The organism is Streptomyces sp. NBC_00536 (assembly GCF_036346295.1).
Classification (GTDB): domain Bacteria; phylum Actinomycetota; class Actinomycetes; order Streptomycetales; family Streptomycetaceae; genus Streptomyces.
In genome coordinates this window covers 6,829,094-6,843,940 of the sequence record NZ_CP107819.1, presented here as the reverse complement: position 1 = coordinate 6,843,940, position 14,847 = coordinate 6,829,094, and the positions used below count along the sequence as shown (strand labels likewise).

General features: G+C 72.4%; 14 protein-coding genes. 6 read left to right on the top strand and 8 right to left on the bottom strand.

Annotated elements, in window-relative coordinates; genetic code table 11:
• Nucleotides 1–68: 68 nt before the first annotated feature.
• The 7 genes from OHS33_RS29220 to OHS33_RS29190 form a co-directional block, all read right to left on the bottom strand.
• Nucleotides 69–794: an alpha/beta fold hydrolase gene (locus tag OHS33_RS29220; RefSeq protein ID WP_330333397.1), complete on the bottom strand. Its 726-nt coding sequence runs from the start codon at nt 792–794 to the stop codon at nt 69–71.
• Nucleotides 795–869: 75 nt separating this feature from the next.
• A complete protein-coding gene (locus OHS33_RS29215; RefSeq protein ID WP_330333396.1) occupies nt 870–1,619 on the bottom strand; it encodes a GPR1/FUN34/YaaH family transporter in 750 nt (249 codons plus the stop codon).
• A gap of 16 nt (nt 1,620–1,635) precedes the next feature.
• Nucleotides 1,636–3,522, bottom strand: a complete 1,887-nt coding sequence (locus tag OHS33_RS29210) for an amidohydrolase (protein WP_330333395.1) — start codon at nt 3,520–3,522, stop codon at nt 1,636–1,638.
• A complete protein-coding gene (locus OHS33_RS29205) occupies nt 3,519–4,472 on the bottom strand; it encodes an alpha/beta hydrolase (protein ID WP_330333394.1) in 954 nt (317 codons plus the stop codon). Before OHS33_RS29205 ends, OHS33_RS29210 begins: the two co-directional genes overlap by 4 nt.
• A 91-nt stretch (nt 4,473–4,563) precedes the next feature.
• Nucleotides 4,564–5,142, bottom strand: coding sequence for a Dps family protein (locus OHS33_RS29200; RefSeq protein WP_330333393.1), 579 nt, complete (start codon nt 5,140–5,142; stop codon nt 4,564–4,566).
• Between the two features lie 104 nt (nt 5,143–5,246).
• Nucleotides 5,247–5,753, bottom strand: a complete 507-nt coding sequence (locus OHS33_RS29195; protein WP_330333392.1) for a DoxX family protein — start codon at nt 5,751–5,753, stop codon at nt 5,247–5,249.
• A 5-nt stretch (nt 5,754–5,758) separates the two neighbouring features.
• Nucleotides 5,759–6,421 carry a hydrolase gene (locus OHS33_RS29190; RefSeq protein WP_330333391.1) on the bottom strand — a complete coding sequence of 221 codons (663 nt, stop codon included), beginning with the start codon at nt 6,419–6,421 and terminating at the stop codon, nt 5,759–5,761.
• Between the two features lie 308 nt (nt 6,422–6,729).
• Between OHS33_RS29190 and OHS33_RS29185 the strand changes: the two genes are divergently transcribed.
• The 3 genes from OHS33_RS29185 to OHS33_RS29175 all read left to right on the top strand — a co-directional run bounded on the left by OHS33_RS29185 (nt 6,730) and on the right by OHS33_RS29175 (nt 9,543).
• Nucleotides 6,730–7,374 (top strand): phenylalanine--tRNA ligase beta subunit-related protein, encoded by a 645-nt coding sequence (locus tag OHS33_RS29185; protein ID WP_330333390.1) that lies wholly within the window; start codon nt 6,730–6,732, stop codon nt 7,372–7,374.
• Nucleotides 7,371–8,117: a hypothetical protein gene (locus tag OHS33_RS29180; RefSeq protein WP_330333389.1), complete on the top strand. Its 747-nt coding sequence runs from the start codon at nt 7,371–7,373 to the stop codon at nt 8,115–8,117. The genes OHS33_RS29185 and OHS33_RS29180 overlap by 4 nt, the downstream gene beginning before the upstream one ends.
• Before the next feature lie 79 nt (nt 8,118–8,196).
• Nucleotides 8,197–9,543, top strand: coding sequence for a hypothetical protein (locus tag OHS33_RS29175; RefSeq protein ID WP_330333388.1), 1,347 nt, complete (start codon nt 8,197–8,199; stop codon nt 9,541–9,543).
• A gap of 26 nt (nt 9,544–9,569) precedes the next feature.
• Here OHS33_RS29175 and pdxR read toward each other — a convergent pair whose 3' ends face one another.
• The gene (gene pdxR / locus OHS33_RS29170) at nt 9,570–10,994 is read right to left on the bottom strand and encodes a MocR-like pyridoxine biosynthesis transcription factor PdxR (RefSeq protein WP_330333387.1); all 1,425 of its coding nucleotides are present in this window, start codon (nt 10,992–10,994) and stop codon (nt 9,570–9,572) included.
• 155 nt (nt 10,995–11,149) lie between these two features.
• Between pdxR and OHS33_RS29165 the strand changes: the two genes are divergently transcribed.
• From OHS33_RS29165 to OHS33_RS29155, 3 genes are all read left to right on the top strand, one after another.
• On the top strand, nt 11,150–12,415 hold the full coding sequence (locus OHS33_RS29165; RefSeq protein ID WP_330333386.1) for an ATP-grasp domain-containing protein: 1,266 nt from the start codon (nt 11,150–11,152) through the stop codon (nt 12,413–12,415).
• Nucleotides 12,412–13,695, top strand: a complete 1,284-nt coding sequence (locus OHS33_RS29160; protein WP_330333385.1) for an MFS transporter — start codon at nt 12,412–12,414, stop codon at nt 13,693–13,695. Before OHS33_RS29165 ends, OHS33_RS29160 begins: the two co-directional genes overlap by 4 nt.
• Nucleotides 13,696–13,889: 194 nt before the next feature.
• A complete protein-coding gene (locus OHS33_RS29155) occupies nt 13,890–14,495 on the top strand; it encodes a DUF1326 domain-containing protein (RefSeq protein ID WP_330333384.1) in 606 nt (201 codons plus the stop codon).
• The last annotated feature ends 352 nt before the right edge of the window (nt 14,496–14,847 follow it).

Below are 14,847 nucleotides of genomic sequence, written 5' to 3'. Positions count from 1 at the left end.
TCGAGGGCGATCAGAAGCTACCAGCGCCCGAACATTATCGACTAATCGTTCGATCCTGAACGATCGGGTCAATGGGCGGTGGACCGGGCCGCGTCCTGGATCAGCTCCGCAACGGCCTTGGGCTGGGCGAGCATGACCAGGTGGGAGGAGTCGACCTCGACGGTGGTCATGCCGGCGCGCTCGTACCCGTAGCGCTCCACATCGGGGTTGATCGTGCGGTCGGACGAGGCGACCAGACCCCACGAGGGCTTGGTCTTCCACGCCGCGACGGGCGCCGCCTCCGAGAAGGCACGTGCGGCCAGGGGGCGCTGGGAGACGGCGAGCACCGCGGCGAGGCCGGGGTCGACGTCCGCGGCGAACAGGGCGGGGAACTTCTCGGTCTCCACCGAGACGTCGGTACCGGTCTGGGTGGAGCCGGCCACCGGGAACGGGGTGTAGACGAGCGCGTCGGCGAGGCCGGAGTCCGGGAAGCGGCCCTGCAGCTCGCCCAGGCTCTCGCCCTCCTCCAGCGCGTATCCCGCGAGGTACACCAGTGCGCGGACGTTGTCCTGCGTCCCGGCGAGGGTGATGACGGCGCCGCCGTAGGAGTGCCCGACCAGGATCACGGGGCCTTCGACGGCGCGGATCACCGAGGCGATGTACGCGGCGTCCTCGACGAGGCCGCGGTTGGGCACGGCCGGGGCCACCACGTCCAGGCCGGCGGCGGTCAGTTCGGGGATGACGCGGGAGAAGCTGGAGGCATCGGCGAAAGCGCCGTGGACCAGAACGACGGTGGGGCGGGCGTGCCGGGACATGGGGGAACTCCTCCGTGGGTGAAGGGGGATGGGGATGGGGATGCGGGAGGGTGAAGGCGGGGTGGGTGGCTGCGGTCAGAGCGTGCGGCGCACGCCCGCCTGGCGTTCCATGTTGCGGAGCTGGACGGCCAGGTCGCCTTCCACGGCGAGGTGGGCGGGGCCGCTGCGGCCGATGGGCAGGACCTGCTCGCTGCGCATGTCCTCCAGCATCAGGGCGAACGCCGTGTACATCGCGACCAGCGCCACCACGAAGCCGAGCGCACCGGACGTGCGCGTCAGCCATGCGGCGCCGGTGATGCCCCCGAGGCCGGTGGCCGCCCAGCGGGGGAGGGAGACCGCGAGGACGAGCCACAGCGCACGCTTGGGCCGGGTCACGGCGGTCATCAGGGCCCCGAAGCAGAGGAGCGCCAGGTTGAACACGCCGAGAACCCGAAGGCCGTCGGCCGCGCCGCTGAGCATGATGAGCGAGTAGGGCAGCCAGCTGCCGGCGAAGACCGCCATCAGCGTCGCCGCGATCACGTCACGGGCGCCGAAGGCCAGGACACTCACCAGGAGTTGGAGGACGAAGGCCGGCAGCACGGTGAAGGCGACGGCGGGCCGGGCCGCCTCGTCGAAGAGCCCGAGCTGGAGGCAGCCCGTCATCACCGAGGCGATGGCGATCGTGAAGAAGCCGAGCGGCATGGGTGAGGCGATGGGGCGCAGGTTGATCCGTGTCATCGACCGGAGGTCCGGTTCGAAACGGCGCCCCGGGGGCGCGTCCGGCGAGGTCGCCGGGGTGTCGCCGCTGTCGGCGTCGGCGTCGTCGACTGGGGTTGCTGCGGACATCGGGTGGGTCTCTCTTTCAGTGCGCGAAGCAGGGGTCGACGAAGGACGGCGTCGTGTCGGGGACGGAGCCGCGGGCGACGCGCCAGCGGCGGTGCCGCTCGGACTCGGCGACGGCCTCGGCGACGGCCGATGCCTGGCGGGCGCCGCTCTGGTAGCCGCCGAAGCGGGCCACCGGGCTCCACTCCGGGCTCACCGGCGGCACGGCCTCGTCGAGGCCCTCGTACTCGGCGGTCGCGTAGACGATGCGGCCGCCGACGACGGTGAGGACGGACTCGATGTCGGGGATGACGTCCTCGGGCACGGTGAGGAAGTCGTCCGACAGGATCGCGAGGTCGCCGTAACACCCCTCTCGCAGCACGCCCTTGACGTCCTGCTCGCCGGTGAGCCGCGCTCCGCCCCGGGTGTAGAGGCCGAGGGCGGTCGCCCGGTCGATCAGGTTCCCGGCCGGGTAGAGGGCCGTGCCGCCGACGGTGCGCCCGGTGACCAGCCAGTGGAGCGCGACCCAGGGGTTGTACGAGGACACGCGGGTGGCGTCGGTTCCCGCGGCGACGGTCAGGCCCCGGTCGAGCATGGCCCGGACCGGCGGGGTGTGGGCGGCGGCCTCGGCGCCGTAGCGGTCGAGGAACGCGGCTCCCTGGAAGGACATCCGGTTCTGGACGGAGAGGGCGCCGCCGAGGGCCGCGATCCGGTCGAGGCTGTCGGCCGTGACGGTCTCCGCGTGGTCGAAGAGCCAGCGGTTGCCGCCGGGGAAGAGCCCTTCGGCCGCGAGCTTCTCGAAGACGGCGAGGTCGCGGCGGATCGTCTCGTCGTAGGTCGCGTGGAGCCGGAAGCCCCACCCGTTCTCCAGGAGGAGCCGGACGGCGCTCTCGAATTCGCTCTCGTAGCCGGCGGCGAGTTCGGGCCGGGGCTCGGAGAAGTTCTCGAAGTCGGCGGCGGCCCAGGTCAGGTTCTCTCCGGCGCCGTTGAGCCGGAGCCACTCGTCCCCGTCGCCGGGCTTGACCGTCTCGGTCCAGCGCTTCAGGTCGGCGAGTTCCTGACCGGCCGTCTGCGGGAAGAGGTGGTAGGCGATCCGGAGGGTCAGCTCCCCCGACCGGGCGAGGTCGGCGACCGTGGCGTAGTTGTCGGGGAAGTTCTGGAACCCGCCGGCGGCGTCGACCGCTGACGTCAGTCCGAAGCGGTTCAGCTCGCGCAGGAAGTGGCGCGTCGACGTCCGCTTGTCGGCCTCGTCCAGGGCGGGCGCCTTGGCCAGGGTCGAGTACAGGATGAGGGCGCTCGGGGCGGCGAGGAGGACGCCGTTGGGCTCGCCGTCCCGGCCGCGTACGATCTGCCCGCCGCGCGGGTCGGGGGTCTCCCGGGTGAATCCGGCGGCCTTGACGGCGGCCCGGTTCATCAGCGCGGACTGGTACAGGTGCAGGACGAACACCGGGGTGTCGGGGGCGGCGGCGTTCAGCTCGGCGACGGTCGGCATCCTGCGCTCGGCGAACTGCTCGGCGGTCCAGCCGCCCACCACCCGGATCCACTGCCCCTTCGGGGTGCGGCCGGCCTGCTCGCGCAGCATCGCGAGGGCGTGCCGCAGGCTTCGTACGCCGTCCCAGCGCAGCTCCAGGACGTAGTTCAGGCCGCCCCGGATGACGTGCAGGTGCGAGTCGTTGAGGCCGGGGATCACCCGGCGGCCGAGGGCGTCGACGACCTTGGTCCCCGGCCCGACGAGGTGGGCGAGGTCGTGGTCGTCGCCGAGGGCCGCGACCCGGCCGTCGCGGATCGCGACCGCGCGGGCCCCGGGCCGGTCGGGGTCACCGGTGAAGACCTTGGCGTTGCGGACGAGGAGGTCGGCGTGCCCGTGCTCCCGGCGCGGGGCGGGGACGAGGCCCGCCACCGGCATGCTCGTCGACGGCCCGGTCATGCGAAGGCCTTGCGCAGGGTGTCGACGGCGAGACCGATGGCGAGTTCCGCGGCCCGCGTCTCGCGCAGGGCGTTCAGCATCACGAAGTCGTGGATGACGCCCTGGACGCGCAGGGCCGTGACGGGGACGCCGGCGGCGCGGAGCTTCGCCGCGTACGCCTCGCCCTCGTCGCGCAGGACATCGGCCTCGGCGGTGATGACCAGGGCCGGCGGCAGGCCGCTGAGCTGCTCGGCGGAGGCGCGCAGCGGGGAGGCGGTGATCTGGGCCCGCTCGGCCCCGTCGGTCGTGTACTGGTCCCAGAACCACTTCATGGCGTCGCGGCGCAGGAAGTAGCCCTCGCCGAACCGGTGGTACGACTCGGTGTCGAAGCTCGCGTCCGTGACCGGGTAGAAGAGGACCTGCTGGACGAGCACGACGTCGCCGCGCTGCTTGGCCATCAGGGTGAGGGCGGCGCTCATGTTGCCGCCGACCGAGTCGCCCGCGACGGCGATCCGCGTGCCGTCGAGGTCCTTGTGGTGTCCCTCGCGGGCGACCCACTGGGCGACGCTGTAGTTCTGCTCGATCGCCACGGGGTAGCGCGCCTCGGGCGAGAGGTCGTACTCGGGGAACACCACGGCCGCCCGGGCGCCGACGGCGAGTTCGCGGACGAGCCGGTCGTGGGTGTGGGCGTTGCCGAAGACCCAGCCCGCGCCGTGGATGTAGAGGATGACGGGAAGCGGGCCGGTGACGCCGCGGGGGCGGACGATCCGGGCGCGGACCTCGCCGGTCGGGCCGCCCTGGACGGTGATCCACTCCTCGTCGGCCTCGGGCAGGGGGACGCCCTCGCCGCTCTGGACGCCGTCCACGGCCTTGCGGCCTTCGGCGACGGGGATCTGGTAGAGGTACGGCGGCTGGGCGGTGGCGTCGGCGAAGGCCTGGGCGGCGGGTTCGAGGATCGGACGGGTCGTCATGAGGGGTTCTCCTTCTGGGGGTGTACGAGGGGGCGCGGGCCGGGGGCAGCCGTGACGGCCGCGTCGGCGGCGGGGGCGTCGTCCGTGTCCGTCAGCCGCGCACCAGAGGGGTGTCCACGAGGTGCTCGGCCAGGAACCACACCTGCGCCTCGCCGGTGCGGATGACATCGGAGACGAGCAGGTCGGCGCTGCCCTCGTCGCCCTCCCCGGAGACCCGGGCGGCGGCGTCCCGCGCGTCGGTCAGGATCCGCTCGTGCGCGTCGAGGAGCCGCGACAGCATGACGGGCACCGGCTCCACGCCGTCCGGCGGCCGCGGGATCGCCGTCAGTTCCGCGACGTGGCGCGGGTCCCCGACGGCGACGCCGCCGAGGCTCTGCACCCGCTCGGCCAGCGCGTCCACGATGGCCAGCTGGGCTTCCGCGTGCTTGTCCAGCATCAGGTGGAGCGAGTAGAAGGTCGCCCCGCGCATGAGCCAGTGGTGCTTCTTGTAGAGGGAGTGGAGGATCTGTGTGTCGGCGAGTACGCGGTTCAGCCGCTGGCAGGCGTACATGCGGGTGTCGTGGCCGAGCCCGATCGGCAACTGCTTGAGCGTGCCGAACGCCTGGGTCTCGGCGCCCTTCTGGTGCAGCAGCGGCTGGCCGCCGCCGTGCGGGGTCGTGAGGGTGCCCATCGGGTGTTCCTGTTCGGGAGAGGGAAGGGGAGGGGAAGGGTCCGGCCGACCGGTCGAGGGTAAGCGGGCGGCCGGACCCGGTCCGTGCGGCTCGCGCACAGCGTTCAGCGGTCGGCGATCGCCGGGGCGGAGGGCCGGTGCAGGACGAGCCGGGTGAGGAGTCCGCTGCCGAGACCGGCCACGAGCGCGAGGGCGGCCCACCACAGCGGGTACGGCGCGAGGCCGAGGGCCGCGTCGAGGGACCAGTCGCCGGGGCCGGTGGCGGCGAGGGCGGCGGCGGTGCCGATGAGGACGAGCGGGTACTCGTATCCGTCGTTCTGCACCCAGAGCCCGTGGCGCCATTTCACGGTGAGCGCGACCGTCATGACCCCTATGGCGCCGGTCGCGGCGAGCGGGGTCAGGAGGCCGGCGGCGAGCAGCAGGCCCGATCCGATCTGGCCGCCGCCCGCCGCGAGGGCGGTGAGGGTTCCGCCGCGGAAACCGTCGGAGCGGAACTCCTCCGTGCCGCCGTCGAGTCCCCTGCCACCCAGGTGGGAGCTGATCTTCTGCACTCCGTGGCCGGCGACGAGCAGGCCCACCAGCAGCCGCAGGATCAGAATGCCGGTGTCCAAGGGGGTCAGCCCGCCGCGTGTGCGCCGATGACGGTCTGCGCGTAGACGACGCCCAGGCCGTAGGCACCCGCGTGGGCCTTGACGATCTCCATGACCGCGCCGTACGTCTCCTGGCGCGCCCAGTCGCGCTGCAGCTCCAGGAGGACCTGGACCCAGGTGACCGGGACGGCGCCGGCGGCGATCATCCGCTGGATCGCGTGCTCGTGGGCGGCCGGGCTGACGCCGCCGGAGGCGTCGGAGACCACGTACACCTCGTATCCCTGCTCAAGCGCGGACAGCGCGGGCAGCACCAGGCAGACCTCGGTCCACAGGCCGGACAGGATGATCTTCTTGCGCCCGGTCGCCTTGACCGCCGCCACGAGCGCCTCGTCCTCCCAGGCGTTCATGCTCGTACGGTCGATGGCCTCCTGCTCGGGGAACACCTCGGCGAGCTGGGGCAGCAGGGGCCCGGAGAAGGACTCGGCGGCGACCGTGGTCAGGACGGCCGGCACGTCGAACGCCCGAGCCGCCTTGGCGAGACCCACGGTGCTGTTGATGATCGCGGCGCGATCACCGCTCCCGGTGCCGAAGAACATCTGCGGCTGGTGGTCCACGAAGAGCATGACCGCGTTGTCGGGCGTGAGCAGGTCCTTGCTCGGTGCGGCCTGCACCTTGTTGATGTCGAACATGAGGGGTCCTCTCGAAGCGATCGGTAAAGCGCCCGCCGCGTCCGCGGCCCGGCACTTCTTCACGCTAGGAGCGGCCCGGCCGACCGCGTTGACCTCCTGCGCCCAGGAGTTGGCACGACAGCGCACAACCGGTCGAGGACCGGAGCCCGCGTCCGGCGGTCGACCGGTGGTCGATGTGCGGTGCCGTGCGTCCACATAGTGGGACTGGCCTGGGCCGCACCGTCTCCGGTGGACTTGGGGGGATCGTGTGTGGATGTTGCAATGATCAAGCGAGATGCGCCCAGCACAGCGAACCGGGAGAACCCCCTTTGAAAGCCCCAGCACTGAGCGCAGGCAAGAAGCCGTCCGGAGCGGCCGAGCTGACCCGGTTCACCGCGGTCGTGGCCGCGGTGGACACCGCGGCCCTCAGCACCCTGCTCGAACTGCGGCGCCAGGAGTCGGCGTCGCGGTCCGACGACGTCTTCGAGCGCGCGTCGAAGGTCGCCGAGGTCTATGCCCGGTGGTTCGACGCCCACGGCGTGACCTGTCCGCTGCCCGGCCAGATCGCCACGGCACGCCGCAAAGGACTGCCCGTGATCGCGCCTGCCGTCGATGCCCTGCTGTACGCCGAGCTGACCAGCGGCGTACTGATGGGCGTCCAGGACGCCGACGCCATCGACGGCGACCTGCACTTCGACTGGGCGGCGCAGGGCGAGACCTTCCCCGGCTTCCGCTCCACCGTCACCTGTGCCCAGGACGAGCCCGTCGTCCGGGACGGGGCCGGGATCGTCGCCTCCGTCCTCCAGGGTCCCGACCGCCGGACCAGCGTCACCAAGGACTCCCGGCACCTGGTCTTCACCGTGTACGACGCGCCCGGCCTGGGCGCCGAGGACTTCGACGGCGCCGTACGGCTGCTGAGCGATCTCCTCCAGGACGCCGGAGCCGTCCCCGACGTGCTGGAGGTGAGACTGTGACCGGGACGACCGGCACCTCACTGCCCAGCCGGCACCAGCGGCGCATCCTGATATGCGTCGGCGAGCCGGAGGCGGTCGGGCACGCGGGTGGGCGGGGCGGCCACGCGGGCGGGCATCCGGACGTGTACGCGGCCACGGCCCGCTGGCAGCGCCAGTACGTCGGCGGCGTCTACGTCCGCGTCACGGGCACCCCCGAGCGACAGCGGGCCGTCGTGGCCCGGTTCACCGCCGCGGGGTGCACCCTGCAGGCCACCCACTTCTACCGGCCCGCGGATGTCGGGGCGCTGGCGTCGCTGGCCCGACAGTTACAGACCCTCCCAGCCGAAGTACTGGCCGCCGAGGTCCTGGCCGCCGAAGTCCCGGCCGCCGAGGGCGAGTTCGATCCGGTGCGGGTCGCCGAGCTGCTGATGGTCGGCGCGACCGACGTCGTCGGCCCGTACCCGCAGCGGTACATGGCCGCCGCGCGGGCCGCGGCCTCGTTCGTCAACGACCGGCTCGGCGAGGCCTGGCTGGCACTGCCCATGGTGACGAGGGCCGAGGGGACGGCGTGTGCGACCGGGGGGACGCACACGCCAGGGGGCCACGGGAGCCTGACGGGCTGCACCGAGGGCGAGTTGGAAGACCACTTCGCGGACACGGCGAGGGCACTGGCGGCCGAGACCGAGAGCCGCCTGGAAGTCCTGGACCGGCTCCCGACGCGCGGAGAGAGCGTTCCGTGTCCGGCGGCGGCCCTCTCCGAGTGACCCGCGGGGCCGCGGTCCCGCCGAACCACCGCACCTTGTAACTCATGAGCGCCACAAGCGATCTGGGGGGAACTGCGCGATGCGCACCACCGCTACTCTGCGCGCCGTACTCGATTTCGACCTGACCGACTACATCGGCAACGCTCGCGCCGTCGGGCGCGATCTGCTCGACCCCGCGTTACGCGCCTGGATGGCCCAGGCGTACGAGGACACGGCCGTCCTCCTCGCCCTCGACCGGGACCGGCTCAGCCGCAGCGAATACACGATGCTCCGCTTCGCCGAACTCGTCTTCCAGGCCGAGTGGAAACTGGCCCTCCCCGGGGGCGAGGCACCCCAGGAGGTCGCCTCGCGCGGCGGCGGACCGCTGGACCGGCGCGGCAAGCGCTACCAGCCCTACGGCAACGTACGGCTCCTCAACCACCTGCTCGGCACCAGCAGCCACGCCCCGGACGGGGCCGTCGAGCGGGCCTGCTGGCAGACGATCCGCACCACCGCCGAGAGCTGGCGGGCGTACGAACAGCGCACCCTCGAAGGAACGGAGAAGTGGGCGCAGGACGCCCTGCCCTCCGACCGGCAGCTGACGGAGCGCATCGCACGGCTCGGTTCGCTGGTCTCCCTGACCGCCGGCCGCACGCCCGCGCCGCGACCGGCCGCGCCCGAACCGCCGCGCCACTGGCGGGACTACACACTCTCGCCGCACGGGCCCGCCAACGTGCTGGAGCACCTGGCCGTGCTGCCCCAGACCACGCAGCACGACGAGGTCACCTTCCTGCGGGTGATCCACCTCGTCGAGGCCACCACGTGGGGGGTGCTCGCCCGGGTGATGTCCGCCGCGGAGTGGCTGCGCGGCGGGCGGTGGGAGTACGCCGCCGAGTGCCTGGGGCGTGCGGCGGACCTGGCCGCGGCCCAGACCGAGGCCTTGCTTGTCATGCGCAGGACTATGCCGGTGGAGCACTTCCAGGGTTTCCGGGAGGCGACGGGCGACGCCAGCGCCGTCCAGGCCTTCCCCACCCAGCTGCTGCACATCCACCTGCTCGGGGTCCACCCGGAGAAGACCGGGGCGCTCGCCGAGGCCACGGAGAACGCCTACGTCCTGATGCACCAGAACCCGGACTTCGAACCGCTGCGGGAGCTGCTGCGGTGGGTGCCGGCGGAGGAAGCGGGGCGGCGGGTGCTGGATGCGGCCCACCGCCTCGACCAGGAGCTGTTCGCCTGGCGGAAGATCCACTTCGGCGTCGCGCTGCGCTACCTGCCCACGGAGTCCACGGGCTCGGGCGGCACCTCGGGAGCCCCCTACCTGCGGAGCTTCTACCAGGACAGGCTGTTCGACGAGGACCGGTCGCTGCTTCCGCAGCACCGCTTCGGACCGAGCACCGCCCTCAGCCCCTGGATCCGGTCCCGTCCGGCGCTGTCCCCCTTCAACTGACGGGGACCTTCAACCGACGGGACCCTTCAACTGACGGGGCCCGTCGGCCGCGTCCCGTCGGACTGCTGCGCGTACACCTCCCCGATGCGCCGGATCGCCTCGGAGATGCCCGAGCGGCCCAGGGCCGTGTATCCCAGCACCAGCCCGGGCCGGGCCGTCGTCGGATCGTCGTAGTACGCCCTGCTGCCCTTGACCAGCACGGACCGCTGGAGCGCCTCGGCGACGAGGCGCTCCTCGTCGGTGCTGGGCGGCAGCGCGGCGACGACGTGCAGTCCGGCGACGGGTCCGATCAGGGTCGCGGCCGGCAGGTACTGCTCCACGGCCTGCGTCAGCATGCCGTGCTGGGCCCGGTAGCGCGTGCGCATCTTGCGCAGGTGCCCGTCGAGGAGGCCGCTGCGCAGGAAGTCCGCGAACGCCAGCTGCATCAGGCCGTCGCCGCCCAGGTCGCGCCTGACCCGGATCGTCTCCATCATCGAGGTCAGCGCCGGCGGCAGCACCAGCCAGCCCATCCGCAGGCCGGGAGCGAGGAGTTTGCTCGCCGTGCCGGCGTAGATGACCCGCTCGGGATCGACGGGCTGGAGCGCCAGGTGGCGGCCGCGGTGCTCCAGCCACAGCCCGCCGTCGTAGTCGTCCTCGATGATCCAGCCGCTGGTGTCCCGCGCCCACCGCACCAGCTCCTGCTGGCGCTTGGGCGACATGGGCACGCCGAGCGGGAACTGGTGCGAGGGCGTGACCAGGACGGCCCGCACCCGGCTGGCGTAGAGCTGCTCGATCTCCACCCCCTCCGGCCCCACCGGCACGGCCAGCGTCCGGATCCCGTTCTCCTCGACGAACTGGCGCTGCCGGTCGTGGCTGGGGTCCTCGACCGCCAGCCTGTCGATGCCCAGCTCGCTCAGGGCCGCGCAGATCAGGCCCAGCCCGTGTGCGAACCCGCCCGTCACCATGGTGTTGTCCGGGTGCCCCAGCACACCGCGGACCCGGCCGAGATAGGCGACGAGCTCCGTACGCAGCTGCTCGACGCCGAGCAGCGGCGGATAGCCGAGTCCCTGGTAGCGGGCGGTGGTCACGGCCCGCTGGTAGGAAGCCATCCATTCACGGTGCGGGAAGGTCACCGCGTTGGGCGTGCCCGGCAGCAGGTTGAACCGGGCCGCCGGGATCGCCCGGTCGACCAGCACCACGGGCTTCCTGATCCGGGTGTCGGCGTGGGCCGCCACCCGGGTGCCGGAACCGCGGACCGACTCCAGCAGGCCCTCTCCGGTGAGCTTTTCGTACACCTCGACGACGACACTGCGCGAGACCTTCAGGTCCTGGGCGAGCTGGCGGCTGGACGGAAGCCTGGAGCGGGGCGCCAGCCGGCCCTGCTCCACCTGTCTGCGCAGTTGGTCGGCGATTTGGGAGCCGAGTGGCTCCGGGGTGTCGCGTCGTACCTCCAGAATGACGTGCCACGTCATGCTGTCCCCCCAAATTTACTGTTTGTAGCGGTCGTTACGAATTTACAGCCGGATCCGGATTGGTCCGGTGGCGAGCCGGTCAACTGGCCTGGCGTGCGGGTTTCCCGGTCAGCAGACTGACCAGCCGATACACCCCGCCGAAAGGTCTACGTGCCATGCTCTCCCCCGCGTCACCCTCCTCGTCCCCGTCCTCCTCGTCCCCGCTGCTGGTCCTGATCAGCCCCATGGACCAGGAGACCCGTGGTCATCTGCTGGAGTCCGTGGCACGGGACCACCGGATCTGGCTCTTCTCCGACCGCGAGGTCGGCTGGGAGGCGCCGTTCGTCACCGGGCACACGCGCGTCGACACCCTGGACGCCGACGGCATGACCGAGGCGGCCCGGACCGTGGCCCCGGACGCGATCCTGTGCTGGGACGAGACCCGCATCCTTCCGGCGGCCAAGGTGGCCGGCGCCCTGGGGCTCCCGGGGCTGAGCCCGGAAGCCGTACTGACCTGCCGCGACAAGCACCTGACCCGCCTCGCGGTGGCCGCGGCCGACGGCCCGCAGGCCCGCTCCACCCCGGTGGACACCCTCACCGAGGCGTACGAGGCCGCCGCGGAGACGGGCTACCCGGTCGTGGTCAAGCCCCGGGCGCTCGTGGGCAGCACGGGCACGCGCATGGCCCGCACCCCCGAGGAGCTGGCCGCGATCTTCCCCGCCATCCGGGGGACGACCATGGTCGAGGTGCGCGAGCGCTTCGAGCGGCCCGTGCTCATCGAGGAGTACCTGGACGGCCCCGAGATCAGCGTCGACGCCCTGATCTGGGACGGCGAGGTGACCCCGCTCTTCGTCGCCCGCAAGGAACTGAGCCCGCCGCCCAACTTCGAGGAGGTGGGTCACGCCGTCGACTCCACCGACCCGCTGCTGGCCGACCCGGAGCTGCTGCGCGCCCTGACCACGGTGCACGCCGCCGTCGGGATCACCCGCGGCTGGACCCACTCGGAGTGGCGCCTCACCGCGCGCGGCCCCGCCCTGGTCGAGGTCAACGCCCGCAGCGGCGGCGACTTCATCTCCTACCTCGGCCTGCTGGCCACGGGCTGGGACGCGGGCCTGGCAGCCGCCCGTCTCTCGCTCGGACAGCGCCCCGAGCAGGGCGCCGCGCGCAGCGGAGCCGCCGCCGTGCGCTTCCTCTACCCCGAGGTGGAGACCGTCGTCGGCCGCGTCACCATCGACCGCGACCGGCTGCCCGCGGGCATCGGGATCGCCCGCGTGGTCGCGGAGCCCGGCCACGTCCTGGAGCTCCCGCCCGCCTCGCACACCGGCCGGTACGCCATGCTCGTGGCCTCCGCCGACACCGCCGAGGACTGCCGGGCGACGCTCGACGCCGCCGAGGACGCGGTGCTCCTCGAAGCGGCCGAGCCGGTCCCGGCCCAGCGATGAGCGTGGAGGGGGCGACCCGTACGGGCGATGCCGAGGCGGCAGGCGTCGTCCTCACCTGGCGCGAGGCACCCCTGCCGGTGAAGGCGGTGATCGCCGGAATCATGGTGAACCGGCTCGGTGGCTTCCTCCAGGTGTTCCTGGTGCTCTACATGGTCGGCGGCGGATACCCCGAGGTGCAGGCGGGGTTCGCGCTCGCCGCGCACGGAGCGGGCGCGGTGGCGGGGATCCTCCTCGGCGGCTGGCTCGTCGGGCGGATCGGCGTCCGGGCCTCGATCATCACCTCGATGACGGCCAACGCGGCCCTCACGGCGGCCTTCCTGTACGCCGCTTCGTACCCGGTGATGCTGCTGCTCGCGGCCGGCACCGGCGCGGCGAGCCAGGTCTACCGGCCCGCCTCGGCGGAGCTGGTCAGCCGTCTCACCAGCGAGGAGCGCCGCGTCATGGTCTTCGCCATGTACCGCCTCGCCACCAACATCGGGACCACCGCGGCGCCGCTCATCGGCGCCGCCCTGGTCGCCCAGTCGTACACCCTGCTGTTCTGGGCGGAGGCGGCCGCCGCCCTGGGCGTCGCCGTACTGGGCAGCCGGCTCCTGCCGCGCGACCGGCCCTCGTCCGCGGCCGCGGGCCCGGCCGGGGCGAAGGCGGCCCCGGAGGCGGACGCGCAGGCGCAGGCGGGCCGGGGCGGCTACCGGGCGGTGCTGGCCGACCGGAGCTTCGTCCTGTTCCTGCTCGCCATCCTCGGCTTCTCCGCGGTCTACACCCAGTACCTGTCGACGCTCCCGCTCGCGGTGCGCGAGCGCGGCCTCGACATCTTCGTCTACGGCGTCCTCGTCGCCGTCAACGGCCTGATCGTCATCCTGTGCGAGCTGGTGGTGACCCGGAAGGTGCAGCGGTGGCCGGCCAGGATCGCCACCATCGCCGGAATCCTCGCCGTCGGCGGCGGCCTCGCCGCGTACGCGCTGCCCTGGGGCGTCGCCGGGCTCGTGGCCGCCACGGTGGTGTGGTCGGTCGGTGAGATCATCGGCTCCCCGACCATGACCGCCTACCCCGCGCTGGCCGCGGCGCCGGAGAACCGGAGCCGGTACCTCGGCGCCTCCCAGGCCATGTTCGGGGTGGGCTCCGCCATCGGACCCGCGGCGGGCGTCGCCGCGTGGGCCCTGATGGGCGACACGGTCTGGCTCGCGTGCGGGGCCGTCGCCGCCCTCGCCGCCACCGCCGCCTTCATCGGCATGCCGGGGCCCCGCGACCCGGCGGCATGTCCGCGCGGTGACGGATCGTAGCCGGACCCTCACGGCAGATCACCGACCCGCCGACACGGCCGCTGCCCCCGGGGGATCTCCGCAACGCCGCGGAGATCCACCAGACACCCCCTGAGGCGGCGGCCACCCCGGTGGCGCACCCTCGGCGCGTTGCCGGTAGATCGCCGGGGGCGGAGAATGGGTACCAGAGGTGTGTCTCAGGAAGGGAGCTTCCGATGACATGGCGCATCGAGGGGACGTATTTCGAGAACTGCAATTGCGACATGGTGTGCCCCTGCTCCACCTCCGGCCTCACGGCTCCGGCGGACTACGACCGCTGTCGGGTGCTCCTCGCCTTTCACGTGGACTCCGGCCAGGTCGACGATGTCGACGTGAGCGGTCTGACGGTCGCCGTGGTGGCCGACGCCCCGCCGCTCATGAGCGAGGGCAACTGGCGGCTGGGCATGATCATGGACCAGGCCGCCTCACCCGAGCAGGCGGAAGCGCTCGGGGCGGTCTTTTCCGGTCAGCGAGGCGGCCCGATGCACGACCTCGGCCCGCTGGTCGGCGAGATGCTCGGGCTGGAGGTCGCCCGGATCGACTACGCCGATGACGGCCGGAGCCACCGTGTGAGGATCGGCGACGCGATCGACATCGAAGTCGAGGACTTCGTCTCCCCGCTCGACGCGACGGGGAAGGGCGTCAAGGTCAGCGGGGTCGGATTCCCCGCGGACACCCTGGCGGCCGGGGTCGCGACGAGATCGCGGGTGAAAGCCTTCGGTCTTGAGTTCGCAAACGAAGGGAAGAACGCCTTCTCGGCGCCGTTCTCCTGGGCGGCCTGAATACCAAGCGCGATGCCGTGACGGCTCGCTGGTGATGCCGGGCCCCTTGCCCCCCCCGGGGCCCCTGCCCCGATGCGGGGCGACGCCTGGCACGCGCTCGGCATCGATGGACAGGGGCGTGCGGGTTTCGGTTGACGGTGCCTCACATCGATGTGAGGGATCGTCACCCGTCACGTGAAGAACTGTTTAACGGATCGGTGGCGAAGGGGTGGCCGATAGTCGATCCAGAGGTCGAATGAGCATGTCAACCCGCCGCCAGGCCAACCGGGTTGGCTGGATGGGGCCTCATATCGCGCGTCCGGGGACGAGATGATCCGGTGATAGCATCCCGGCATCTGTGATCTTGATCCGC